This is a genomic window from Lysinibacillus sp. IITD104 (assembly GCF_036698265.2).
GTDB lineage: Bacteria > Bacillota > Bacilli > Bacillales_A > Planococcaceae > Lysinibacillus > Lysinibacillus boronitolerans.
This window is the reverse complement of record NZ_JBAHYH020000001.1, coordinates 2,976,563-3,001,738: the sequence shown is the minus strand read 5'-3', so window position 1 is coordinate 3,001,738 and position 25,176 is coordinate 2,976,563. Positions and strand designations below refer to the sequence as shown.

General features: G+C 38.8%; 21 protein-coding genes. 14 read left to right on the top strand and 7 right to left on the bottom strand.

Annotated elements, in window-relative coordinates; translation table 11 throughout:
- Window positions 1-125 precede the first annotated feature (125 nt).
- Window positions 126-563 carry a MarR family winged helix-turn-helix transcriptional regulator gene (locus V1L66_RS15365; protein WP_258860646.1) on the bottom strand — a complete coding sequence of 146 codons (438 nt, stop codon included), beginning with the start codon at window positions 561-563 and terminating at the stop codon, window positions 126-128.
- A 121-nt stretch (window positions 564-684) separates the two neighbouring features.
- Here V1L66_RS15365 and V1L66_RS15360 point away from each other — a divergent pair, with 121 nt between their 5' ends.
- Window positions 685-1,272, top strand: a complete 588-nt coding sequence (locus tag V1L66_RS15360; RefSeq protein WP_312125201.1) for an NAD(P)H-dependent oxidoreductase — start codon at window positions 685-687, stop codon at window positions 1,270-1,272.
- Between the two features lie 24 nt (window positions 1,273-1,296).
- Here V1L66_RS15360 and V1L66_RS15355 read toward each other — a convergent pair whose 3' ends face one another.
- The 4 genes from V1L66_RS15355 to V1L66_RS15340 all read right to left on the bottom strand — a co-directional run bounded on the left by V1L66_RS15355 (window position 1,297) and on the right by V1L66_RS15340 (window position 6,669).
- On the bottom strand, window positions 1,297-2,370 hold the full coding sequence (locus V1L66_RS15355; protein WP_333005857.1) for a HAMP domain-containing sensor histidine kinase: 1,074 nt from the start codon (window positions 2,368-2,370) through the stop codon (window positions 1,297-1,299).
- On the bottom strand, window positions 2,367-3,044 hold the full coding sequence (locus V1L66_RS15350; RefSeq protein WP_333005858.1) for a response regulator transcription factor: 678 nt from the start codon (window positions 3,042-3,044) through the stop codon (window positions 2,367-2,369). Before V1L66_RS15350 ends, V1L66_RS15355 begins: the two co-directional genes overlap by 4 nt.
- 14 nt (window positions 3,045-3,058) lie before the next feature.
- Window positions 3,059-4,816 carry an ABC transporter ATP-binding protein gene (locus V1L66_RS15345; RefSeq protein ID WP_333005859.1) on the bottom strand — a complete coding sequence of 586 codons (1,758 nt, stop codon included), beginning with the start codon at window positions 4,814-4,816 and terminating at the stop codon, window positions 3,059-3,061.
- A 134-nt stretch (window positions 4,817-4,950) separates the two neighbouring features.
- Window positions 4,951-6,669: a PucR family transcriptional regulator gene (locus V1L66_RS15340; RefSeq protein WP_258860643.1), complete on the bottom strand. Its 1,719-nt coding sequence runs from the start codon at window positions 6,667-6,669 to the stop codon at window positions 4,951-4,953.
- 214 nt (window positions 6,670-6,883) lie between these two features.
- On the opposite strand from V1L66_RS15340, the gene V1L66_RS15335 reads away from it, so the two are divergent.
- From V1L66_RS15335 to V1L66_RS15300, 8 genes are all read left to right on the top strand, one after another.
- Window positions 6,884-7,492, top strand: coding sequence for an ankyrin repeat domain-containing protein (locus tag V1L66_RS15335; protein WP_333005860.1), 609 nt, complete (start codon window positions 6,884-6,886; stop codon window positions 7,490-7,492).
- A gap of 32 nt (window positions 7,493-7,524) precedes the next feature.
- Window positions 7,525-8,403 (top strand): DUF2877 domain-containing protein, encoded by an 879-nt coding sequence (locus V1L66_RS15330; RefSeq protein ID WP_333005861.1) that lies wholly within the window; start codon window positions 7,525-7,527, stop codon window positions 8,401-8,403.
- Between the two features lie 2 nt (window positions 8,404-8,405).
- Complete coding sequence (gene fdrA, locus V1L66_RS15325) at window positions 8,406-9,959, top strand: acyl-CoA synthetase FdrA (RefSeq protein ID WP_333005862.1); 1,554 nt, start codon at window positions 8,406-8,408, stop codon at window positions 9,957-9,959.
- Window positions 9,952-11,379 (top strand): DUF1116 domain-containing protein, encoded by a 1,428-nt coding sequence (locus tag V1L66_RS15320; protein WP_333005863.1) that lies wholly within the window; start codon window positions 9,952-9,954, stop codon window positions 11,377-11,379. Before fdrA ends, V1L66_RS15320 begins: the two co-directional genes overlap by 8 nt.
- Before the next feature lie 31 nt (window positions 11,380-11,410).
- Window positions 11,411-12,889 (top strand): cytosine permease, encoded by a 1,479-nt coding sequence (locus V1L66_RS15315; protein WP_333005864.1) that lies wholly within the window; start codon window positions 11,411-11,413, stop codon window positions 12,887-12,889.
- Window positions 12,890-12,891: 2 nt separating this feature from the next.
- Window positions 12,892-13,842, top strand: coding sequence for a carbamate kinase (gene arcC, locus V1L66_RS15310; RefSeq protein WP_016994302.1), 951 nt, complete (start codon window positions 12,892-12,894; stop codon window positions 13,840-13,842).
- 13 nt (window positions 13,843-13,855) lie between these two features.
- On the top strand, window positions 13,856-14,314 hold the full coding sequence (locus V1L66_RS15305) for a nucleoside deaminase (RefSeq protein ID WP_333005865.1): 459 nt from the start codon (window positions 13,856-13,858) through the stop codon (window positions 14,312-14,314).
- A gap of 186 nt (window positions 14,315-14,500) precedes the next feature.
- On the top strand, window positions 14,501-15,736 hold the full coding sequence (locus V1L66_RS15300) for a Zn-dependent hydrolase (RefSeq protein ID WP_333005866.1): 1,236 nt from the start codon (window positions 14,501-14,503) through the stop codon (window positions 15,734-15,736).
- A gap of 108 nt (window positions 15,737-15,844) precedes the next feature.
- On the opposite strand, the gene V1L66_RS15295 is transcribed toward V1L66_RS15300, so the two are convergent.
- Window positions 15,845-17,047 (bottom strand): MFS transporter, encoded by a 1,203-nt coding sequence (locus V1L66_RS15295; protein ID WP_333005867.1) that lies wholly within the window; start codon window positions 17,045-17,047, stop codon window positions 15,845-15,847.
- Between the two features lie 129 nt (window positions 17,048-17,176).
- On the opposite strand from V1L66_RS15295, the gene V1L66_RS15290 reads away from it, so the two are divergent.
- Together V1L66_RS15290 and V1L66_RS15285 are read left to right on the top strand one after the other, a co-directional pair.
- Entirely contained in the window at window positions 17,177-18,058 is an 882-nt protein-coding gene (locus V1L66_RS15290; protein WP_333005868.1) for a LysR family transcriptional regulator, read from the top strand.
- Window positions 18,059-18,251: 193 nt separating this feature from the next.
- Entirely contained in the window at window positions 18,252-19,502 is a 1,251-nt protein-coding gene (locus tag V1L66_RS15285; RefSeq protein ID WP_333005869.1) for an MFS transporter, read from the top strand.
- Window positions 19,503-19,563: 61 nt separating this feature from the next.
- On the opposite strand, the gene V1L66_RS15280 is transcribed toward V1L66_RS15285, so the two are convergent.
- Complete coding sequence (locus V1L66_RS15280; protein WP_333005881.1) at window positions 19,564-21,411, bottom strand: multicopper oxidase family protein; 1,848 nt, start codon at window positions 21,409-21,411, stop codon at window positions 19,564-19,566.
- A gap of 321 nt (window positions 21,412-21,732) precedes the next feature.
- On the opposite strand from V1L66_RS15280, the gene V1L66_RS15275 reads away from it, so the two are divergent.
- From V1L66_RS15275 to V1L66_RS15265, 3 genes are all read left to right on the top strand, one after another.
- Window positions 21,733-23,157, top strand: coding sequence for a tetratricopeptide repeat-containing diguanylate cyclase (locus tag V1L66_RS15275; protein ID WP_333005870.1), 1,425 nt, complete (start codon window positions 21,733-21,735; stop codon window positions 23,155-23,157).
- A 318-nt stretch (window positions 23,158-23,475) separates the two neighbouring features.
- Window positions 23,476-23,958 carry a DUF5590 domain-containing protein gene (locus V1L66_RS15270; RefSeq protein ID WP_016994292.1) on the top strand — a complete coding sequence of 161 codons (483 nt, stop codon included), beginning with the start codon at window positions 23,476-23,478 and terminating at the stop codon, window positions 23,956-23,958.
- Between the two features lie 16 nt (window positions 23,959-23,974).
- On the top strand, window positions 23,975-25,168 hold the full coding sequence (locus V1L66_RS15265) for a pyridoxal phosphate-dependent aminotransferase (protein ID WP_016994291.1): 1,194 nt from the start codon (window positions 23,975-23,977) through the stop codon (window positions 25,166-25,168).
- The last annotated feature ends 8 nt before the right edge of the window (window positions 25,169-25,176 follow it).

Below are 25,176 nucleotides of genomic sequence, written 5' to 3'. Positions count from 1 at the left end.
GGAAAGAACGGCTTTGAATCAGAAGCGAGCACTTCAAACTAAGAAAGAGCAATTTCAGTCAATAAAGATCTCGTTCCCTGCTTCACGAATAGTAGCGATCACCACACCCCAAAAGCAGCATGGTCTTAGCCATTTTGGCGTAAAACCTTTTCCTCTAAAATGGCTAGAGCATGCTGGATGTCCTTTAGATCATCCTGTGTTGCGTGTTGGATAAGCTGTAGAAAGCGTTCTTCGATACAGGCAAATGCCTCCTCCATCATTTTTTCACCTTCTTTGGACAAACGGACATACTGCTTTCTGCGGTCGGCTGTGTCGTTAAATTTTTGGATTAGCTGCTGTTCCTGCAATTTTCGTAGTTCACGGCTTGTATTGGGTAAGGACATATGCTGACATTCACTGATTTCGGTTGGTGTGACGGGTTGGCTTACTTTAATATATTCAAGAATTTTATATTGTAGCGGTGTTATATTCGCAGCGGTAATATTTTGTGTGAGATCATGTGTCACTTGATGGATTGTAGCTGTAAATGCTACAAATTGATGAAATAAAGCGCTTTTATTCAATGGGATCACCTCTTACTGTCAAGATAACAAATAACTTGTCCTAAAACAATTATCATTTGACAACTAAAATTATGTGAATTATTATTTTGTTATCAAATGATAAGTAATGAGGAGGCACACATTGAAAACGTTAATTGTTTATACATATCCCAACCATAAAAGTTTAAATTATGCTTTTTTACAAGAAGTGATAAAGGGGTGTCGAGAAAATCCTGCCATCGAGGAGATTCAGATACTAGATTTATATGAAGAACAGTTCGATCCACGCTTAATTTTCCATGAACATAAACGACGTCGTGATATGTATCGAGATCCGAAAATGGAAAAATACCGTCAACAGCTCTCTTGGGCAGATCAAATTGTATTTGTTTATCCAATCTGGTGGGGGAGACCGCCAGCCATGCTGTTAGGGTATATTGACCAATTATTTGCGGCAAACTTTGCTTATCGAGATACAAAGGGGTTATTTCCAGAGGGTCTTTTAAAAGGGAAGTCTGTAGTCTGTGTATCCACGATGAAGGGACCAACCAATTATCCATTTTTATGGTTGAACAATGCACATAAAATTTTGATGAAGAGAGCGTTGTTTAAGTTTGTTGGGATGAAAAAAGTGAAGTTTTTTGAGTTTGGTAACATGGAAAGCAAAAGAGGGAAGCAAAAGCAAAAACTAAATAAAGTATATCGATACTTTAGCAAAGTAGCTTACTAGAAAAAATAACTCGTGCAGACGGTTTTAGTCGTTTGCACGAGTTGGCGTACTGTCGATGGGTACAGTAATCAAAAATTTTGTATATTCAGCTATTTTGCTCTCTACAGCAATGGTTCCTTGATGCATATCAATTATTTTTTTGACAATGGCCAGCCCTAATCCGCTACCGCCATTTCCAGCAGTTCGCGATTGATCGGCCTTATAAAATCTTTCAAAAATATGCTTTTGTTGTTCTTCGGTTAAGCCAATGCCAGTATCTTGAACCATCACGGTTATCGTGTCGAATTGCTTTTTCATAGATAATGTGATGGTTCCATTGGTAGGTGTAAACTTAATACTGTTTGTCAGCAAATTCATCCAGACTTGATTTAGCAAATCCTCATCTGCAGTGATTCTCAGGTTATCAAGATCGAGATCGAAGTCAATTTGTTTGGCTAACCAATTCGGTTCAAGTGCCAGCACCACATTGCGTAATTGTTTATCGAGTCGATAATTTGTAGGCTCAAATGGATGATGCTGCGATTCTAAGGAAGTGAGCTTGAGTAAGTTGTCGCTAATTTTTGATAATCGATTACTTTCTAATTCAATTATGTCTAAATAATGCTGTCGCTTTTCTTCAGGTAGATTAATATTCTTCAGTGCCTTTGCAAAGCCATTAATAGATGTTAAAGGTGATTGAATTTCATGGGAGACGTTGGAAATGAACTCCTGACGCATTCTTTCCAGTTCACCTAACTCAACGGCCATATGATTAATACCATGAATCAATTGCCCAAATTGATCCTCCTCATCTGCCCTCAGATCCAACTGAACATCAAAATCACCTTTTGCCATGCGGCTTAATGCATCTACAATCGTATCCCAATAGTTGCGTTGTCGATTTAGTCCGATTAAAAAGATAATGGCAGCTGAACAGGCAAAGAGTGCAAACACACCAATCACTGTACCTAGCTGTAGCCAAAATCCATGAGGCTTAGTCCCTAACCGTCCATACAGCCATGAAGTTACATGATAGGAAATAAAAGCGAAAACGGTGTTTGCAATCAGAAACAGGCAAAAGACCATCGCTAATCTTAACAAGAATCTTCGTTTTCTCATGTGCCTAGTTCCAAGCGGTAACCAAGACCACGAATGGTGCGAATGACAAGGCCGCTCGTCTCCTGTGGAAAGCGTTCTCGTATTCTTTTGATATGGACATCAACTGTTCGTTCATCTCCCTCATAGTCGTAGCCCCAGATTTCTTCGATCAACTGTTCACGGGAAAAGGTTTTGCCAACATAGCTTGCAAGTGTAAATAATAGCTCGAACTCCTTCAAACGAAGCAGAATCGTCTCGCCGTTCATTTCCACTTCGTGTGTAAGGCGATTTAGTTTAACATTACCAGCCTCTACAACTTGAGAAAGGGAAATACGATATCTTTTTAAAATAGACTTAACACGTACGATTAGCTCGGCAGGCTCAAATGGCTTCACAAGGTAATCATCTGTCCCTAAATGAAAGCCCTTGATTTTTTGAGAGGTTTCTCCTTTAGCTGTAAGCATAAGGATTGGTAGATCTGTATTGAATGAACGTATTTCCTCACATAATGCCCAGCCATCCATGTTGGGCATCATAATGTCCATCACGACCATATCGACTTTTTCGGTGTCTAATTTAGACAATGCATCAACACCATCGATTGCCTCTATCACCTCTAAGCCCTCATTTTGCAGAAACACTTTTACCAATTCTCGAATATGTGCATCATCATCCACGACTAATAGTTTTGTCATCTCAACAAACCCCTTTATTCAACGTCTTTAATGCGTAATTGCTGCATGGCAAACTCACGATACATAGCATGTGTTTCAAAGAGAGTTTCGTGTGTACCACAGCCTGTAATATGCCCTTTCTCAATAAACAATATTTGATCGGCATCTACCACTGTCGATAAACGGTGCGCAATGACTAGTGTTGTGCGCCCTTGCATTAAGTTGTCTAATGCCTTTTGTACATAAATTTCTGATTTACTATCTAAGCTTGATGTTGCTTCATCCAGCATTAATATTTGCGGATTACGTAAGAGCGCTCTTGCGATAGAGATACGCTGACGTTGTCCTCCTGACAGCTTGATGCCTCGTTCTCCAACTTCAGTGTCAAACTTATCTGGAAGCTCGTTAATAAATTGATCTGCATAGGCCATTTTTGCCACTTTTTCTAGCTCATCATCTTGTACTTCACGGTCAATACCATAGCAAATATTTTCTCGAATTGTTCCTGATAGCAGGGCACTTTCCTGCGCCACATAGCCGATTTGACTGCGCCAAGAGTGGAGTGAGAATGTTTCGATTGGTGTATCGCCTAGTGTGATACTGCCGTTCGTTGGCCGATAATATCGTTCTAGCAGTGAAAATGTGGTTGTTTTACCGCCACCGCTTGGCCCTACGATGGCTGTTACTTTGCCTGGCTCAATTGTGAAGTTAATATCGGATAAAATGGGTTCCTCACCATAAGAAAAATCAACATTTTTAACATAAATGGGTTGATCTACTTTTTCTACTGTTAAGCCTTCTTCAATATGTTCTTCCTCGTATTCAAGCAATGCACTAATTCGTTCTGTAGCACCCATGGCTTTTTGTAGCTGGGTAAAGAACATCGTTAATTGCGTCATTGGCATAATGATTTGGATTAAATATAAAATAAATGCCACCATGTCGCCAGCCGTCAGCTCTCCAGAGGAAACACGGACACCACCATAGCCAATAATAGCTACTAGCACAGACATCAGAACGAATGAAATCAGCGGGGAAATAAGGGCATGGATTTTTGCTTCTTTTAAGCCAAATGTAAAGAGATTCGTAATGCCCTTTTTTCCACGCTCATATTCAATTTGCTCAGCATTTGAAGCCTTGACTAGGCGCGTTTCAGGTAAAACTTGATTTAATACAGACGTAAATTTTGCTGTTTCATCTTGCATCCCTTTTGAAATCACAAACATGCGTCGCCCTAACAACATTAAGATCACCATAGCCAGTGGTACGGCAATCAGCATGACTAATGTCATTTTCCAATCTAAAAATAGAAGAATGATGATAGAACCTATAATGGAAATAACGCCAGATAAACAGTTTGCTAAATGCTCTGTTATAAGCTCTTTCACAACCCCTGTGTCATTCGTAACACGGCTCAATGTTTCACCAGTATCATGTTCATCATAATAGGGGATTGGTAAATGCAACAGCTTTCGCCATAGCTGGTCACGTAATTTTGCCACAACATGATGTCCAACTCGATTTAAATAATAGATGGATAATCCACTGGCAATAGCCTGTGCGATAAAGGCAATACCTAGTACAATAATTTGCCAATAATTAAGCGATTCTAACGAAAAGCCATCCACTAATTGTTTTGTAAATAATGGAACAATAAACCCTACACCTGTCGTTGCTAAACTCATCACTAAAGCGATGACAAGTAGCCAAATCGGTGGTTCGGCACGTTTTACTAATTGTATAAAACGGCGCCAATCTTTTTGCTTAGATGTTTCATTTGATGTTTCTTGCAAAGAAATAAGCCTCCTTCATTGTCCGAAAACAATGTATTTCGTTTCTATGGCTTTTACTATAGCATGCGTTTATGAACTGAATATGAAATGAATAATTATCAAAAAAAGGGGGATGCGATCACCATCTTTTGATGCTAGTCTGCGAATTCATCGTGGTATAAAGACTTACCAAGCAAGCGATAGATTCTCAAGGCTAGCTGGATTTGTAACAGCTCCTCATAGCTTTTTAGATCGGTTTTTAAAATTTCTTTAATCTTTTCAATTCGATAAATTAACGTGTTGCGATGAATAAACATTTCCTTGGCTGTTTCACTTATATTCATATGATTGATAAAGTAATTTTCTAATGTAAGTAGGTAGCTTGTCCCATGTAATAGATCGTGCTCAAAGACAGCACCCAAGCTTTCTAAGAAAAAGTCCTTTAGTGGCACTTCGTTAATATTCGAATCTAAAAAATGATAAATGGAGTGATCCGCATAATGAGCCACTGCTCCACGTTCTTCGAAGCGGCGCATAAGACGGAGTGCTTCATGTGCCTCTGCAAAGCTTTTATGAACAAAACGAATATGTTTATATTCTTTGCCAATTCCAATTAAGAAGGAGGTTTGTGTATGTTGCTGTACTAATAATTGGAGAATGTTTTCTGCGTATTGCTTAGTTTCATTGATCGTGAAATCTTGTTTGCCGTCTTGCTGTCCAACTAATACGATGATTTGGTTGTTGCGATAAAGGCATGTGATCTCTCCATTGATCGTGCTAGAGTGCTCATAAATTAAGTTCATACATTTTTTTGCAATATTATCGGTTTCGTATTTTCTAGAAATTAAATCATGCTGGTTTTGAAGGTTTTCATGGCTAAAAGAGATGACGACGCAATAATATTTATGGTTGATCTTTAGACCGTGGAGATCACATAGTGTTTGTAGCGTTTCAAGCGAAGTGATTTTTCCAGTCAATAAATCATCAAAAAACTCTTGTTTAATTTTTAGACGTACACCCTCAATTTCCTTCTGTTTAATCCTTTCTAGTGCCACGATCGTGGAGGCTTGCTCTAAAACGATGAAATCAAACTCATTCAGATCCCGTACAGTTTGCCAAATGACAATATAGCCATAAATATAGTTGGCCACTGCAACAGGGAGAATTCTACATGTTACTGCTAGATCTTCTAATTGATAGATTCGTGTAATGGATTTTTGCATTTCGTTGAGATCGTTTGGAATGGTATCAATAAAATCCTTTGAAAATGTTGGACGATTCTTCTTTAGGTTAATCCCATAGGCAAGTGGCACAGGATTCGTATCAAGATCTGTATAATGCAGTAAATTCCAGTCATTATCTAAAAAGATTATCGGGTTATTAATTGTTTCGGCTAATTTTGAGGAAATGGATTCAATGCCTCCTCCTTCAAGCGCCACCTTAAATAGCGTATTGTGCATATCCAATGATTTTCTATTTAATAGATCATAACGTCCAGATGCCTTTTCATTGATGATCGAGATCACCTTAGACAAGGTGTAATTATAAGGCAACTCCAATAACGGCAATCCATGCTGATTGGCAATATCGATCATGTTTTGAGGCGTCTTTTGTAAATAGCGCCTCATTTTGATAACAAGGCCTGCACAATTAATTTTAGAGATTTCTTGGATAATTTTATTTTGTAATGCTTCATCATCTTGGAAGATGTAACCAGTCGTTAACAGTAATTCATTCGGTGTCAGCCAATCAAATGCATCAGGATTTTCAATAATGTTTACAAGGGCAATTTCATTGTGAATTCCTTGCTCTCCAGCAACAATTTTAATTCCTTCAAGTGCTTTTATCTCTAATATATCTTTAATTGTTAGCAAATGATTTCACTCCTTTGCCATCATCTTATCACAAAACATTGTACATATTGCCTAAATCATCTCCATTCTTTTTGGTATTGCTAAACAATGATATACACGGCATAAGAGAATAAAATAAAGCATGTAAGACGGAAATGTGAAAGTAGTAACATTCTCGCGGTTTATTTCTTTTTAGTTGAAATGAACAATAGGTCAGAGAAATGGAGGAAAGAAATTGGTAGATATGAATGTGGTCTCAGAATTTTTAACTGCAGCCGAAGCAGGTGATATTAACGCTCTGAAAGGTTATTTACAACAAGGTGTGGATATTAATTCTCAAAATAAGCGCAAGCGTACAGCAATTTTACTTGCTGCGATGAATGATCAATTAAAAGCAGTGAAATTTTTAATTCAAGAAGGGGCGGATATCGACCTTCAAGATCAAATTTGTTTGAACCCATTTTTGTATGGATGTATTAATGGAAAGTTAGAGCTTGTGAAAATGATGCTACAAGCAAACACAGATTTAGAGCGTTTAACACGCTTTGGTGGTGTAGGAATTCATCCAGCAAGTGAGAAGGGCTTTGTAGAGGTAGTTCGTGAACTTGTAACGACTACAGATATCAATGTCAACCATACAAATATTTGTGGCTGGACACCTTTAATTGAAGCCATCCTTCTCAATGATGGCGGAGAAAAGCAACAAGAAATAGTTCGTCTATTAGTGGAACATGGAGCGGATACACAATTGGTGGATCAATATGGTGTGACACCATTAGCGATGGCTAGAGAAAAAGGATTTACTGAAATTGAAAAAATTCTACTGGAAGCAGGCGCGAAATAGTAATATGCCTACGACATAAAGAGGGTGTACATATGATACATGCCAAATCGGGTGATGATTATTTCTTGCAGCAAATAGTAGCGACGGCGTTTACGGGAACGGTTCATAGTGTGTTTAAACATGCCTTAAATATTCGGAGTGATAGTAATGATGAAATTTTTACACTTGCTACGAAGGCAATGGATCGTGCACCCAATACACTAGTTATTGATCTTGATACATTGGATCACCTGCATATTAATCAACAGGACAGGGTATCGGTTCGCGATAATCAACTATTAATAGAAGAGAAATTACAAATAGCGATTCATACAGCCACTCGTTGGCAATGTCAGCTACCGATTTATCCAGCAGATCGTACAAGTTTAAAAATGAATATGATTCGTGTAAAACAATTCATTGATTTACACGGTAAAGGCGGCGGTATCAAACGTAATGATTTACCCCTCAGTGAATTTGAAGCGGAGACATCGAGATTATTACAGCAGCGTACAACTTTGCTTTATGAGGAAATATTGAATCAACGTTTGGATTGCTTTCAGACATATGCAACTGATTTAGTAGGCTTGGGGCCAGGACTAACACCATCAGGGGACGATTTTTTAGTAGGCTTATTTGCTATCATTCACTTAGAAAATAGCCCATGTTCTATGTATAAACCATTGTGTGAAAGCGTTATCAAAATGATGCAGCCTTTGACCAATGAGATTAGCTTTACAACATTGAAGAAGGCAGCACATGGACAAGTAAGGGAGTCGATCTGTTCATTCATACACGCCATTTTATATGGCACAGAAGTGGAATCCATTGAGGCTCTGAGAAGGGTGCTTGCTATTGGCTCCTCCTCAGGAACAGATATTGCATTAGGGCTGATAAGAGGCTTAGAAGCCAATATAGAATTAGGAGGATAATGATGAGTATTAAAGTCGTAATTAAGCGCAACACATATTTTGATTCAGTGTCATTGATGTCACTATCTACAAAAGCGAATCAAATTGAAGGCGTTGAGCAAGCAATTATTGGTATGGGTACGGAAATGAACAAAGGAGTCATTCGTAACGTTGGTTTGATGACACCAGAAGTGGAGGAAGCAACAGCAGGGGACTTAATGATTATTGTCAAAACTACTAGTGCGGATCAAACAGAAAGCGCTTACCTAGCAGTGGAAGAATTACTAACAAATAAAGATAAAGCACAAGCAAAAAGTGATATTAAATATGCAACGATTGATTCGGCTGCACAAGGAATTCCTGATGCAAACTTTGCGGTCATTTCTGTCAATGGGGCATTTGCCGTTCGCGAAGCACGCAAAGCACTTGAAAATGATCTACACGTGATGCTGTTCAGTGATAATGTGAGCGTTGAAGACGAAGTAGAATTAAAAACTTTAGCACATGAAAAAGGCTTATTAATGATGGGACCAGACTGTGGTACCGCTATTATTGGTAATACAGGACTTTGCTTTGCAAACGCTGTAAGAAAAGGCAATATCGGTATCGTAGCGGCATCTGGTACAGGTAGCCAAGAAGTAAGTGTTCGCATTCATGACTTCGGTGGTGGTATCACACAACTGATCGGTACTGGCGGAAGAGATTTAAGTAAAGAAGTGGGCGGTATGATGATGCTTGATGGTATCAAAGCACTAGATGCCGATGAAGCCACTAAAGTGATTGTACTTGTATCGAAGCCACCTGAAGCAAGTGTTGAGAAAAAAGTACTCGCACAAATTAAAGAATGCAGCAAACCGGTAGTGGTTTATTTTATAGGTGGTAATGAAGAGGCTGTAGTGGCAGCTGGTGGACAATTTGCTAAAACATCGAAAGAAGCAGCCTTAAAGGCAGTCTTACTAGCAGGTATTGATGAAGCAGGTATTAACAAACGTGCGCTTAACATTCCATTAGTTGAAGAGGTTCGTGCAAAATTAGCGCCAGAGCAAAAATACATTCGTGGGTTATTCTGTGGCGGTACGCTTTGTGATGAATCTATGTATCTAGCTATGGAAAAATTAGATAATATTTACAGTAACATCCAAAAGAATCCTGATTTCTTATTGAAAGATATCAATGTGAGTCAGGAACATACATTCATTGACTTCGGTGATGATGATTTTACAAATGGTAAACCACATCCAATGATCGATCCGTCTTCTCGCATTGAGCGCTTCTTACAAGAAGCAAAAGATCCGACAGTTGGTGTCATTGTGATGGACTTCGTATTAGGCTTTGGCTCTCATGAAGACCCAGTAGGCGTTATGCTTCCTGCCATCATTGAAGCTAAACAATTAGCTGAAAAAGAAGGTAGACATTTAGAGATCATTGGGTATGTCCTTGGAACAGACTTAGATACACCAAACATAGATGAGCAAGTGGAAAAATTAGTCAATGCAGGTGTTACACATGCAAGCAGTAGTACAAATGCAGGATTACTTGCTAGAGAAATGGTGTTGAAAGGAGAAAATCATGAGTAAGATTAATGAACTTTTCACAAGTAAAATTAACGTAATTAACGTAGGTATTGAACTTTTTAAGGATGATATATTAGCACAAAATGCAAGTGCTACACACCTAGAGTGGTCACCACCAGGTGGAGGTAAGCCAGAAATTATTGCAGCACTAAACAATATCGATAAAGCAGAACTTGCCGAAAAAATCGAAGCAGCAAATCGTCTTGCGGTGGAAAAAATTGTGAACTCTCAACCCGTGCTGATTGGTTTCGATCAAGCCATCAAAGTTGTACCTGGCATGACGAAAAAAACAATCTTACACGCAGGACCACCCATTACTTGGGAAAATATGAATGGACCAATGAAGGGCGCTGTTATGGGTGCTCTTGTATTCGAAGGATTAGCGAAAGATTTAGAAGAAGCAGCAGAGGTAGCGGCGTCTGGAGATATCACATTCTCACCTTGCCATGAGCATAATGCAGTTGGTTCAATGGCTGGGGTAACATCTGCTTCGATGTTTATGCACATCGTTGAAAATAAAACGTATGGCAATATCGCCTATACAAATTTAAGTGAGCAAATGGCAAAAATCTTACGGATGGGTGCCAACGATGATAGCGTTGTCGAGCGATTAATATGGATGCGTGATGTGTTAGGACCAATTTTACGTGATGCAATGAAATTAAATAAAGATGGCATCGATCTACGATTAATGCTTGCACAAGCGCTCCACATGGGCGACGAATGCCATAACCGTAATAATGCAGGTACAAGCTTATTAATTCAAGCACTGACACCATATATCTTAGAAACAGATTATCCTGTTGAACAGAAGCGAGCAGTATTTGATTTCGTGGCAAGTAGTGATTATTTCTCAGGTCCTACATGGATGGCATGCTGTAAATGTGCATTAGATGCTGCACATGGCATCGAATATAGTACAGTCGTGACAACAATGGCACGTAACGGTGTAGAATTTGGTGTTCGTATTAGTGGCATGCCAGGTAATACATGGTTTACTGGCCCAGCACAAAAAGTAATCGGACCGATGTTTGCTGGCTATAAACCAGAGGACTCAGGCCTTGATATAGGGGATAGTGCTATTACAGAAACTTACGGTATTGGTGGTTTCGCAATGGCTACTGCACCAGCAATCGTTGCTTTAGTAGGTGGAACAGTGGATGAAGCAATTGGTTATTCTCGTAAAATGAAAGAAATTACGACGACAGAAAACCAAAATATTACCATTCCATTATTAAACTTCATGGGAATTCCTACTGGTATTGATATTCGCAAAGTCATCCAATCAGGTATTCTTCCAATTATTAATACAGCTATCGCACATAAAGAGGCTGGAATCGGTATGATTGGTGCTGGTATTACAAATCCTCCAATGGAAGCTTTTGAAAAAGCATTAATTACAATTAGTGAGAAGTGGGCTTAAGCCCACTTCCTATAAGTAGGAGGAGCTTTCTATGGAACATGCAAAAATTGAACAGTCCAATCAAGATTATAGAGCACTTGGCTATTCGGAAGAACTTTTACCAAAAGGTCCTCAAGAAAGAGACTGGGGAATCTTTAACTACATTACCGTGTGGATGGGCGCAGTTCACAATATTATGTCTTATATGACGGTTGCAGGGTTTTTTGTCTTAGGATTATCAGTTAATCAAGTTTTCTTAGCCATTATGCTTTCAGCAGTAATCGTCTCAGCAGGCTATTGCTTAAATGGATATTCCGCCTCTAAATATGGCATTCCATTTGCCATATTACTAAGAGATTCATTTGGAGTGAAAGGCTCTATTATTCCGGCGTTATGTCGAGGGTTGATTGCAGGGGTTGTATTCTTTGGTACGACGACCGTTGTGGGCGCTCAATCCCTTAATGTATTATTTGCAAGATTCATTCCGAACTATATGTCTATTGGTGGAGACTTCGCTATTTTTGGCTTAGATGTTCCGACAATGATTTCTTATATTATTTTATGGGTAGTTACAGTTTTACTATTTTTAGGCGGCATGGACATGCTAACAGTCTTCGGTAAATACTCATCACCAATTGTTTATATTTTCATTATTGGCGCAGCGATTTGGGCAATTAATATTGCTGGAGGAATTGGACCAATTTTAGACTATAAGCCTTCAACAACGATGGAAAGTCCATTGGTCTTTATTGCATGTGTTAGCGCATTGGTGTCTAACTGGGCTGGTCCAATTGTAAACATTGCAGATTTTACGCATAGAGCTAAATCACCAAAAGCAATGATCTATGGCTTATCCATTGGTATGATCGGCTCGTATCTATTATTTGCGATTACTTGTATTAGTTTAATAGCAGGGACAGAAATTGCTTTCGGGCAACCAATTTTTAATATTGTGGACGCTATTGATAAAATTCAAAATCCCTTTTCAGTAATTGTGTTAATTTTAGCCTTAAATGTGGGCGCAACAGCTTTTGTAGTTTTCGGTAATTTATTACCATCTGGATTACAAATGACAACTTTATTCCCTAAAGTCTTTACTGTCAAAACAGCAGGTATTTTAACAGCTATTATTGGCACAGTCATTTTGCCTTGGAAACTCGTATCGAGTACAGAGACGTTGTTTTTCTTCTATAGTTTTATAGGCTCTATGTTTGGACCAATCGCAGGTATTATGTTGTCTAGCTTCTTTATCGAGCGTAAAAGACGTTTAGATTTATCTTTGATTTATGTGGAAGAAGGTCATAATGGCGCTTATAAATCTGGCTATAACATCGTAGCATGTATCGTTCTATTAATAAGCTTCCTCTTACCAATGTCAGGTGCTTTCCTGAAAAGTGTGCCGTTTTTAGTACAGCTAAATAACTTTGCTTTCTTTAGCGGACTGATCGTGTCATTCATTTTATATACGCTGTTATATAGATTTAATCAGCAAAATGTTCAAAATAGTGTAGAAAAAGAAGTAGGGGTGTAGTTGTGAATAAATTAGTAATTGTAGCAATCGGCGGTAACTCGTTGGTAAAAGATAGTGGTAGCGAATCCATTCAAAGTCAGCAACAGGCAGTTGCTCAAACTGTTGAACATATCGCGGATATGATTCAGGAAGGATATAAAGTGGTTGTCACACACGGCAATGGTCCACAAGTTGGTTTCACATTACAAAGAAGTGAAATTGCTAATGAGGTATCGGGTATGCCAGCAATTCCTCTAGTAAACTGTGTGGCTGACACACAAGGTGGAATTGGCTATTTAATTCAGCAAGCATTAATTAACGAACTGGCTAAACGTCAAATTAATAAAAAGGTAGTTAGTGTAATTACACAAGTTGAAATCAATGAAAATGATCCCAACTTTATTAACCCTACAAAGCCAGTTGGTTCATTCTTTACAAAGGAGCAAGCGGAGGCGATGCTAGTAGAGCATCCAGATTGGAAAATGGTAGAGGATTCTGGCCGTGGCTATCGTCGCGTTGTGCCTTCACCAAAACCAATCGATATCGTGGAAAAAGATGCGATTAAATCATTAATTGATAATGATTATGTCGTGATCGCTGTAGGCGGTGGTGGAATTCCAGTTGTGAAAAAAGAAAACAATGTCTACGAGGGTGTAGATGCAGTCATTGACAAAGACTTTGCGACAAGTTTATTAGCGGCACAAGTAAATGCAGATTCATTAATTATTACGACGGGTGTTCCTCGTGTGTTTATTAACTTTGGAAAACCTGAACAACAAGCACTTGAAGAAATTACAGTTGAGGAAACAAAGCAGCATGTTCAAGATAATCAGTTCCCGCCAGGAAGTATGCTACCAAAAATCGAAGCAAGCTTAAGCTTCTTAGAAAATGGTGGTCATCGAGTAATTATTACAAACCCTGAAAGTCTGAAAGAAGCGATCAATAATCAGGCTGGTACTCATATTATTAACTAGGAGGAATCACGGTGTGGATTATATTCAACTAGCTGTTGACAAAACAAAAGAAGGTATCAATCAAAATATTGGTGGACCATTTGGTGCAACCATTGTAAGAGGTGATGAAATCATCGCTGTTGTTGGCAATACAATGATGCGTGATACAGACATCACTGCACATGCAGAAATAGTAGCCATTCGTGAAGCCTCTAAAAAGCTTGGCACAATGGATTTATCGGATTGTGTTATCTACGCTACTTGCGAACCATGTCCAATGTGTGTGGGCGCTATCATTTGGTCTGGTATTAAAGAAGTTCATTATTGTAATACAGCAGAAGATGCTCATGTACATGGCTTCTCTGATATGCATCTACGTGATTACTTAACGGGTAAAGATAAAAGTGTACTGAACATGCAAAAAATTGAAACGACTGAAGAATGTGATGCATTGTTCCATCATTTCAATGACAAAATGGCGAATAGTAAATAGATTGGAGCAGTTATAGTCTGCTTAAGTCTTTCCAGTGAATTAGAGTAGGGATCTCGTTATGGAGAATCCCTTTTCTAATTTTCAATCAAAAAAGTGTAAAAGAATTGATACAATGAAAAAAGATACTATACAAGCGTACATTTGGTTGATTTTCATCTTCGTAATTCTTCAAAAGGAGCTGTTTACATGATCTATAAAGAACGTTATCAACAATTACTAGATAAAATGAATCAATACAATTCAGGCGAGAAAGGAATTACGAGAGTTGCCTATACGAATGAAGAACAGGCTTGTTTACATGCCTTTATTCGTTTATGTAAAGATGAAAATCTTCAAATTCATATTGACCATTGTGGTAATCTTATTGCTCGAAGAGAAGGCAGTGTGCCAGGATTGCAGCCTGTTGTCATGGGATCCCATTTAGATACTGTCTATCAAGGCGGTAAATATGATGGCGTTGTGGGCGTAACTGCTGCCCTAGAAGTCATCAAGCGATTAAACGAGCGATCTATTGTGACAGAGCATCCAATTGAAATTATCGCCTTTGCCTGTGAGGAGTCTTCAAGATTTGGTGTGTCGACAGTAGGCAGTAAAGCAATGGCAGGACTAATCGATAAAGAAAAATATCGCCATTTAGTTGATCGAGATGGTATTACGATGGAGCAGGCTTTTGCTCATTGTGGACTTGATTTTAGTAGTGTTGATCAAGCGACAAGAGTAGATGAAGGATTCCATGCCTTTTTCGAATTGCATATTGAACAGGGACCATTGCTAATTAACTATGAAAAGAAAATTGGTATTGTCACAGGGGTAGCAGCACCAGTTCGCCTTTTAATGAAGTTAAATGGAAAAGCATCCCATTCAGGCACGACTCCAATGAATATGAGAAAGGACGCTCTTTTAGGAGCATCCGAATTGGCATTAGAATTGGAAAAAGCAGCGATAGCAGAGCAGGAGTTTGGGACTGTGGCAACAGTTGGGATACTAGAGGTGGTGGCAGGTTCAATGAACGTAGTTCCAGGTGAAGTGGAGTTAACTGTAGATATCCGATCATCCTCTGTGGAATCAAGAGAAAGAGTTCTTCAGCATTTTTATACGGTTATTGCAAACGTTCAACAAAAGAGACAGCTTACGATTGAATACAATGTCATTAGCTCAGAGGAGCCTGTCCTACTTTCTCCAAAGCTAATGCAAGATTTAGAAGCAATTTGTGTAGAGAAGAAACTCTCCTATCACTATATGCAAAGTGGAGCAGGTCACGATTCTATGAATATGACGAGGCTCGGACCAGTTGGCCTTATTTTTATTCCTTCAGTGGATGGTTTAAGTCATCATCCTGATGAACATACGGAGCTAGAAGATATATTAATAGGAATTGATGTTTTAGAGGCAGTTGTTCTAAAATATGCTTCAGTCAGCTAATTAGCAATTATCATGTGAAGACGCTACATGTATTGCCAGTGTCACCCCATGTAGGCAATACAACAAAGGCGCAAAATCGATTCCATTATCAAAAGACGACCTTCCTTGTTAGAAAGTCGTCTTTTTCATGTGAATAGGATGTATTTGCGGTTCCTTCTGGTTTCCAATTTTAAGTTGAATCAAAATCATCACAATGACGAGGATAATCATGCCAATAATAGCAGTTGTAAAATTGCCTGTGAAATCTCGAACAAGACCGACAAAGAAAGGGCCCAAAGCAGCAAATACAAAGCCAACTGATTGTGTCATGGCAGCTAAGAAGCTAGCCTCGTGAATATCTTTTGCCTCATCAATTGGCAATGTTAGCCCTAATGAGAATAGCCCACCTGCACCAATGCCAATTAGCATACTGCTCAGCCAAGGATTATAAGAAAACAGTAGCATCAATAAACCAATTAATTCTAATGATGAACTACCTACTAGCCATACGGCTCGATGCTGAAAACGGTTATTTAAAATAGGCACTAAAAATGTAGCTGGCATTTGGGCAACAGTTAATAGTGTCAGCATCATTCCAGCGTCGTGTTTGCTATAGCCTAAATTTTCAGCGATGGGAGGTAACCAAGCCATGATGGTATAAAACATGAAGGCCATCAAACCAAAAAAGCCTGTTAAAAGCCATGCCTTTTGACTCAGTAACATTTGCTTCGCATTGTTGCTCAAACTAGGTGAATCTGTGACTGTTGCTGTAGCTGCTTGCTGTTCGATTGGCTTCCACCAAAAGAATAAAGCGATTAAAGCAAGAATAGCCCAAGAGGCAACAGAAGCTTGCCATGAATGAAAAAGATGGCTTAATGGAATAGAAAGCCCTGAGCCAAGTGCAGCTCCTACTACAAGTGCTAGCGAGTAAATACCCACTACACGGGAAGGGTTTGCAAATTTCTCCTTAATATAGCCTGATAATAATGGTCCCACGATGGCAATGCCAATGCCTGATAACAAGGCTGTTACTAGCATGACCCAGGCAGTATTAGCAAAATATCTGGTAGCTGTTGCTAGTCCAATAAGAATAAGAGCGTAAGCGATAGTTCGCTCGATACTCCAACGATTGGCTAGTTTGATTGCGAAAGGTGCAAATAAGCCCATACAGAGCACAGCTAAAGAAGTTAGCAAACTAGCAGTAGCTGCGCTCATTTGTAAAGTCTGACGAATAGTTCCTAATAAAGGGGACACCGAAGTAATGACAGGCCGTAAATTAAAAGAAGCTAAAATAATGGCGATAATTGGTATAATTTTGCGTTTTATATGCATTGTCTTTTCTCTCCGTCATATCAAATAAATAGTAAGCCCAAATTGAAGTCTATAGGAATCAGAACGATTGAACAATACTATTATTACTATTACAATGATAGTTATAAACTATGATAGGGCGTGATCCATGTGGAAATACGGCATCTGCATTATTTTATGGCAGTCTGTGAGGAGCTACATTTTACAAAAGCTGCTGAGAAACTTGGCATCTCTCAGCCAACATTAAGCCAGCAAATACGAGTGCTGGAGGATGAGCTAGGAATGCCATTGTTCGATCGTATTGGCAAAAAAATTGTTGTGACTGAGGCAGGCTCCCTTTTGTTTAGCTATACGACAGAGATATTTAATACATTACAAAATGTCAAAGATTCGATTAAAGATTTACAGGCGCTAGAAGGGGGACAAATAAGTATTGGCATCATGCCATCTGACCTTGATTATCGGATCACACAGCTTGTGATAGATTTCCATCAAAAGTTTCCAAAGGTAAAATTAAAGATACTTGCTTCCATCGATATTATGCGGCAGGTTCTCGAAAATGAAGTGGATATCGGTATTGGGACGAATGTTGAATCAGATGATCGATTGGTCATTATCCCTTTATGTAAAGAGGAATATGTACTAACCGTTTCAAAGGAGCACCCATTGGCAAAGCAAACAGTGATCCCAATTGCTGAATTAGAGGGCCTTCCTATGGTGATGTATCCAGAAGGCTTTCTTGGTAGAGAGGTTGTAGAAGAGGCTGTAAAAAAGCATGGTTTTCACCTCCATTCTATTCTTGAGACAAGCTCTGTCACGTCCATTCTGAATCTTGTTCGAGCCAATATTGGTGTAACGGTGCAACCCTATCCTTTGCTCCAACAAATGAATGATCCTACTTTGTGCAGTATACGTATTTCAAATGGTGCTCCAAGCCGTAGCTTATCCATTATTTACCGCGTAGATCGCTATGTCAGTCAGGCAACAACAGCTATGATTGAGCAAATTAAACATTACTTTAAAAGCAAATAGGAATAACAAAAAGGAAGATATAAAAATATGTTCCTTTTTTTGAAGCGTTCACATATACTATTTATAAACCGACAGTCAGTCTATTTCTGTAGGGCAAGACCAAGAAGCTGTAAAGCCTCAACTTGCGCCTACATTTTTTTAACATATTAAATGACCGACTGTCGGTCTAAAAATAGTGAGGGGTGTTTTTTATATGGAAATGCTAGTCAAAGAAAAAGGCTTTTCAAAGGATTTTATCATTATGGTAGTGGGGCAGATTATTTCTATTTTAGGCTCTGCGCTTTTAAGATTTGCTCTTTCACTTTTTGTTTTAGATATAACAGGACGGGCAGATCTTTTTGCTGTGCTTTTTGCTATTTCAAGCCTACCTGTTTTACTTACACCATTTGGTGGTGCTCTAGCAGATCGTTTTAATCGGCGAAATTTAATGGTCCTATTTGATTTTGTCAGTAGCGGGATTGTATTGATTTTTTTAATTGTATTGCTAACAGACAATCATTCTGTGCTATGGACTGGCTTGGTTATGGTGCTACTTTCATTCATTAGTGCAATGTACACGCCAGCTGTAATGGCTAGTATTCCACTATTAGTCAGCGAACAAAAGCTTGAGCAGGCTAATGGAATGGTCAATGGGGTTCAGGCATTAGCAGGGGTGACAGCACCTGTGCTAGGGGGGATTTTATATGGAATGCTTGGCCTCAAGCTTCTCGTCATAGTAAGTGGTTTATTATTTTTCTTTACAGCTATTGTAGAAATGTTTATGACAATTCCATATGTGAATCGTAGCTACGATGGTCATTTTGTACCGACTTTAATGAAAGACATGAAAGAAGGTTTTACTTATGTGGTAAAGCAAACATTTATTTTAAAATGCACGCTACTAGCTGCTTTATTGAATCTACTATTGACCCCACTTTTTATCGTCGGTGTGCCTATTATTCTTCGTGTCACGATGAAAAGTAGTGATACATTGTATGGAATAGGAATGGGCATTATTGATTTTGCGACGATTTTAGGCGCGTTAACAATGGGTTACTTTGCAAAAAAGCTGCATATTCACACCCTCTATATTTGGGTATTGGTGTCAGCCTTTTTGGTAATTCCCATGGCTATGGCTGTGCTCCCTCGCGCACTTCAAATTGGCTATTATCCCTCGTATAGCTTATTTATTGGCTGTGCTCTTATCATTGCGATGATGATGACGATCATCTCCATTTACGTAATGACCCTTGTCCAAAAAGAAACACCCAATGAACAATTAGGGAAGGTCATGGCGATTATGATGGCAGTATCACAGTGTATGGCACCACTTGGGCAAATGGGGTATGGGTTGTTATTTGAGTTCTTTCAAGGCAACATCTATATACCAGTCCTTATGATATCTATGTGTGTATTATTATTAGCCTTCGTAACGAAAAAAATATGGCGATTGGAGGCTAAATAAATTGCTAGAACAAAGAAAACCACCTTTTCATTGGTAGTTTTCTTTGTATAGCAATACTTAGCTAAAATCTTCGGGTTCTACGCTGAGGCCTATTTCTGCTGGTATTAGTATTGGAAGGAAGGGCTGGAAACAGTAGTGTTGGCATATGTTGTGTATTATCTCCTATATGAAAAGTAATGGATTCCTCTTCAGTAGGTGAGTCTACCCTTTCTTCCTCATGTGATGAGTGTTCTACCGCATTTAATAGTGGTGCTGAAGATTCGCTATGATGGGTAGTACTTGTCGTGCTCGTAGGATTTGTGGGAGCTGTTGCTTCTTGATGTGTTGCTGGATGTTCTACTGCTACATGCGGCTGCTGGACAGCATGGACGTCTTTCATAACGAGAATGGGTCGCATCATATCATGATCCTCATGCTCTAGGAAATGACAATGCCACATATAATTCCCGATATGATCTTTCCAATGCATAATAATTTTCGTCACCTTTCCAGCGTCAGCCTTCACCGTATCCTTCCAACCTCGCTCATAGTCTCTTGGTTCTTCAGGCGGCCCTGTAAATTGAACGATGCCTTCATTTTGATAGATCTCTAAATCAAACGGCCTTCGTTCCAGAATTTTAAATTGAATGAGATGCAGGTGAATAGGATGGATAAAGGGTGTCGCATTAATAAAGTTCCAAACTTCCACACTATCTAAAGAAGGTTTTTCCGTTGCCGGATCATGGTACATACGATCATTTAATAGCAACATAGGTCGCCCAAACTCATCGGTAGTCGCCGTCAATGGTAGTTGTCTTTCAATATGTGCATGGTGTGGATGTAGATCCATAGAAACGGCAAGTCTTTCTGGAATTTCACTTGTATCTTCACATTTCAAAGGCACAGTTACTCGAAACTGCATAATCACGTTTGTATGTTCATCACTAAAATCGGTATCAGTATTAAGTAAGGTAATTTCCTGTCCAGCACAGCTTGAAAAATCGATAATGACATCCGTACGTTCAGCTGGTAGCAACTCGACAGATTGAATAAGTTGTGGGGCTGGTAAGAAACCGCCATCTGTACCAATTTGAAACATTGGCTGATCATTTGACAGACTGATGACATAGCCACGTCGATTAGAGCCATTTAGAAAACGAAATCTATATTTACGTGGCTCTACATCTAAATAAGGCCATAGTTTTCCGTTAACCACTATCGTATTGCCAACAAAGCCTGGTGTGATAGAGGGGTGAACGGGCACGGGAAAGGGGGGTTCATCAGGATAAAACAATGAGCCATCCTCATTAAATGATTTATCTTGTATTAAAATCGGATATTCATAGTCGCCACATGGTAAGTTAGAGCGTTCCTCAAGGGCATCCCTGAGTAAATAAAAGCCTGCTAATCCTGCATATACATTTAAACGTGTTAAAGCCATGGCATGGTCATGATACCACATGGTAGTGCCTGGCTGATGGTTCGTATATTCATGTATTTCCTTATTAAATTTTGGACCAGTATGCCGATAGTCTCTTGTGTACCATGCTTCAGGATGGCCATCACTCTGCCAATCCACATTGGCACCATGTAAGTGAGTAACTGTTCTTACTTCTTGTGAATCGTTGGCAGCATGAAGTGTAAAATCTACTGGCAAAAAGTGCTGTAAGGGCAGCTGGTTTTTATATTTCACATAAATCGTTTTATCTTTAGAAGCTTCGATGGTTGGTCCTGGGTAAAGCCCATTGTAGCCCCAAATTAATGTGTTTGGAAAATGCTTATGAAAACGATGCTGGCCTTCCATCATGACCAATTCGTAATAATCATTCTTCTGTTGCCCTCTGCTGTATTTTGGTTTGGCGATCATTGGTTTTGGAAGTTCATCAACAAATTTTGGAATCGTTGCTGGAACAGAAGGGTTAATTTGCATACTCACAACATCACGTCCCTTTTCGATACTAAAAAAGCTAATTGACTCATCATATGGGTAAAAACAACAGGTAACGGGGACAAAAATGGAGAAAAATGTGTAAAGAACATAAAAAATTTAACTACATATTATGGAAATAAAATGATTCATTTTAAAGCAAACAGATGTAAGATCTTAAAACAATCATCACAAGAGATTTTTGCGTTGTAGGTAATAGTTGGTATCTTACGAAAAAGGCGGACGAAGTGAATAAATATGTCTTATAATTGAGAAAGCACAAAGTAAACTGGATGATATGGGGCATGGAGAAGTGGTGAAACGGTGGAATTAACATTAGAAGAATTAAATAAAACGATAATGGAGATGCGCACAAAGGGGTATTTAACGGAAGCACTAAAGCTTGCTGATCAAGGTCTTTTAGTCGCATTAGAGAGCAATAACTATCCATATGCTATGGATTTGTACTATCAAAAAATATTAGTTCATCATTCTTTAGGTGACACATTAAGCATGGTCAGCCTAATTCATGAGTATGAGGCCATTTGTCAAGATTATGGTACGACAAAAGATTTAATGCAGTATCATTTAGTGATGTCCTTAATCTATGATTTAGTTGGCATCCGTGAAAAAACGGTAGAGATGACAAAAAAATCTATCGCCTATGCACATGAGCTACAAGATCCTATCATGCTTGTTCGCTGTCATAATAATCTGTGCTATTTAGAGGTAGAGAAGGGCTGTACAAAGGAAGCACTTCAAGCGGGGCTATTAGCTAGAGAGTATAATAAATCCTTAGCTAGAACAATGCCTGATCTAGCAAAATTACATGATATTCGTATTAATAATAATTTAGCAGATGTGTATATTTTAGAAGGGGATTTTATAACGGGGAAGGCATTGCTGGACAGGACGTTATCTTCTGACATTATTCATCACCATAAACGAGAAAAGGTAGCGGCATTGTTTGGCTACGGTTTTTTATTTGAAAAGCAACAAAAGCTTGAAGAAGCCGTATTCTATTATAAACAAGCCATAGATCTTGCCCAATCTTATGGAGATAAGCCTATTACAAAAAAAGTGATGCGCTTATTGTTAAATGTATTGTATCAATTGGATTGGCGAGATGAAATTTTTGATGTACAGCGTGAATATATTGATCTCTCGGAAAAAATGAGTGTTGCAAATTTATTACAACAAGTAATGAATTTGGAATTTAAGCGACAAAAGGAAAAGCTTGAGAAAAAAGCGCATTATGATCCATTAACAGGCGTTTTAAATCGTCATTTTTTAGATTATGAGCTACAGGAATGGCTCAATGCAGCCGAAATAACGCAATCCTATGTATGTATTACGGTTTTGGATGTCGATTATTTTAAACTATTTAACGACACGCATGGTCATTTATTTGGAGATATGATTTTACAGCTTTTAGCTAACAGCTTGCAGGATTTTTTACAGGATGAAGATGTGAAAATTATTCGTTATGGTGGAGATGAATTCATCCTTTGTTTCAGGCATTCGCAAAAAGACTATATCAAAACATTGGTCCATAACACACATGCCTATTTGCTCTCACTAAAGCTCGAACAAGAACAGCAAAGCTATCCTTTACGTGTCAGTATGGGGGCTTGTGTGAATAATCAGAAAAACTATCAATACAAGGAGCTATTTGAGCAAGCAGATAGCTGTTTATACCAAGCAAAAGCGAATGGTCGTGCTAGCTGCGTGCTATACGAATTATCATAATGACAGATTCCTATTTACATAGCTAAATAGGAATTTTTCTTGTGAAAGGACCATGTTTTTTATACCCAAAATGAGGCTTCTATGTGGTGGAATGAAATTTACTGTAGTCATCATTTGAAAACGTTGTTCTAGCAACGTACAATATATGAAATTAAGAAACACGACAGCACAAAATTGTTGTATAATGTTGTGGTATGAGGAAAGAAAGCAGGTTGACAAAATGGAAAGCAAAATGAATGGTTACACAGTTATAGACACACACATGCATCAGCTATGTGTTATGCCAAAACAGCTCGATGTGAAACATAAGGTGAATAGATGAAAAACTGGTTAATTTTCATTTCTGTCTTTATTGTTTCGTTGTCACTTGTCATTAGTATTTTAGTACTCTGGAAAGCCGAGGCTCCGTTCCGTTCAATTGAAGAGCAGGCTGAACAGTTGGCACTCGATGCCAAAGCCCTCGCAATTGTATCGGAGTCCTACACATATAATGGCAAACATTCGTATGTTACTGTGTTCGGGGTAGACGAATACGGTGATAAAAAAGCTGTCTTTGTTCCGACGAATCTAGACGAGGATTCCATTCAGGAAGTGTTATTAGAAGATGGTATTACGGAAAAGCAAGCATTATCGGTTTTTAAAAATGAAGGAAATGTACAAAAAGTCCTCCACATGAAATTAGGCTATGAGGAGCCTGGCGCAGTTTGGGAAATTACGTATTTGAACGACCACGACCAGCTCAACTATGTCTATATTCTGTTTAAGGATGGCGACTGGTGGAAGCGCATTACGAATTTATAAGAGGAGTAGATCCCGAATGAAAAATTTATTAGCAACACGTGTAAAAACTTTAACACCATCTTCAACATTAGCGATTACTGCAAAAGCAAAAGCATTGAAAGAGCAAGGTATTGATGTTATTGGTCTTGGAGCTGGTGAACCAGACTTTAATACACCTCAAAATATTTTAAATGCTGCCATTGATTCAATGGAAAAAGGATATACAAAATATACACCTGCTGGTGGACTTCCAGTTCTGAAAAAAGCCATTATTGATAAGCTTCAACGTGACAATAGCCTTGCCTATCAGCCAAATGAAATCATTGTTGGTGTAGGGGCAAAGCATATTTTATACACGCTATTCCAAGTGATTTTAAATGAGGGCGACGAGGTTATTATTCCAATTCCTTATTGGGTGTCTTATCCAGAACAAGTGAAATTAGCTGGCGGCGTACCAGTATATGTTGAAGGTACACGTGAACAAAGCTATAAAATTACAGCGGATCAACTGAGAGCAGCTGTGACAGACAAGACAAAAGCAGTGATTATCAATTCTCCTAGTAACCCATCAGGCATGATTTATTCTCGTGAAGAGCTAGCAGAACTTGCTGCTGTTGCAGAAGAAAAAGATATTTTAATCGTGTCAGATGAAATTTATGAGAAGCTTGTATACAATGGTATTGAGCATTTTTCAATTGCACAACTTTCTGATGCAGTGAAAGCACGTACAATCGTTGTAAATGGTGTGGCAAAATCTCACTCTATGACAGGCTGGCGTATTGGATATGCTGCAGGTGACGCAGACATTATTAAAGCAATGACTGACCTTGCATCACACTCAACATCTAATGCGACAACAACAGCACAATATGCAACTGTGGAGGCGTATAATGGCTCTCAGGATGCGGTAGAGGAAATGCGTCAAGCATTTGAATCTCGTCTTGAAAAAATTTACCCGCAGCTAAGTGCTATTCCTGGCTTCCATGTATTAAAGCCGCAGGGTGCATTCTACCTATTACCAGACGTTGCAGAGGCTATGGCTCACACTGGCTATGATTCAGTAGATGCATTTGCTGCGGATATTTTAACAGAAGCAAACGTAGCAGTGATTCCAGGCTCTGGCTTCGGTACACCAACTACTATGCGATTATCTTATGCTACATCTTTAGACTTATTAGAAGAGGCAGTCCGTCGTATTGATACATTTGTAAAATCAAAATGGCAAGACTAATCCTTCTA

Coding starts and splice junctions, on each gene's coding strand:
- V1L66_RS15355 (WP_333005857.1), bottom strand. CDS start 2,370: ATGAGAAAACGAAGATTCTTGTTAAGATTAGCGATGGTCTTTTGCCTG.
- V1L66_RS15350 (WP_333005858.1), bottom strand. CDS start 3,044: ATGACAAAACTATTAGTCGTGGATGATGATGCACATATTCGAGAATTG.
- V1L66_RS15330 (WP_333005861.1), top strand. CDS start 7,525: ATGATACATGCCAAATCGGGTGATGATTATTTCTTGCAGCAAATAGTA.
- fdrA (WP_333005862.1), top strand. CDS start 8,406: ATGAGTATTAAAGTCGTAATTAAGCGCAACACATATTTTGATTCAGTG.
- V1L66_RS15320 (WP_333005863.1), top strand. CDS start 9,952: ATGAGTAAGATTAATGAACTTTTCACAAGTAAAATTAACGTAATTAAC.
- V1L66_RS15315 (WP_333005864.1), top strand. CDS start 11,411: ATGGAACATGCAAAAATTGAACAGTCCAATCAAGATTATAGAGCACTT.
- V1L66_RS15300 (WP_333005866.1), top strand. CDS start 14,501: ATGATCTATAAAGAACGTTATCAACAATTACTAGATAAAATGAATCAA.
- V1L66_RS15295 (WP_333005867.1), bottom strand. CDS start 17,047: ATGCATATAAAACGCAAAATTATACCAATTATCGCCATTATTTTAGCT.
- V1L66_RS15285 (WP_333005869.1), top strand. CDS start 18,252: ATGGAAATGCTAGTCAAAGAAAAAGGCTTTTCAAAGGATTTTATCATT.
- V1L66_RS15280 (WP_333005881.1), bottom strand. CDS start 21,411: ATGCAAATTAACCCTTCTGTTCCAGCAACGATTCCAAAATTTGTTGAT.
- V1L66_RS15270 (WP_016994292.1), top strand. CDS start 23,476: ATGAAAAACTGGTTAATTTTCATTTCTGTCTTTATTGTTTCGTTGTCA.
- V1L66_RS15265 (WP_016994291.1), top strand. CDS start 23,975: ATGAAAAATTTATTAGCAACACGTGTAAAAACTTTAACACCATCTTCA.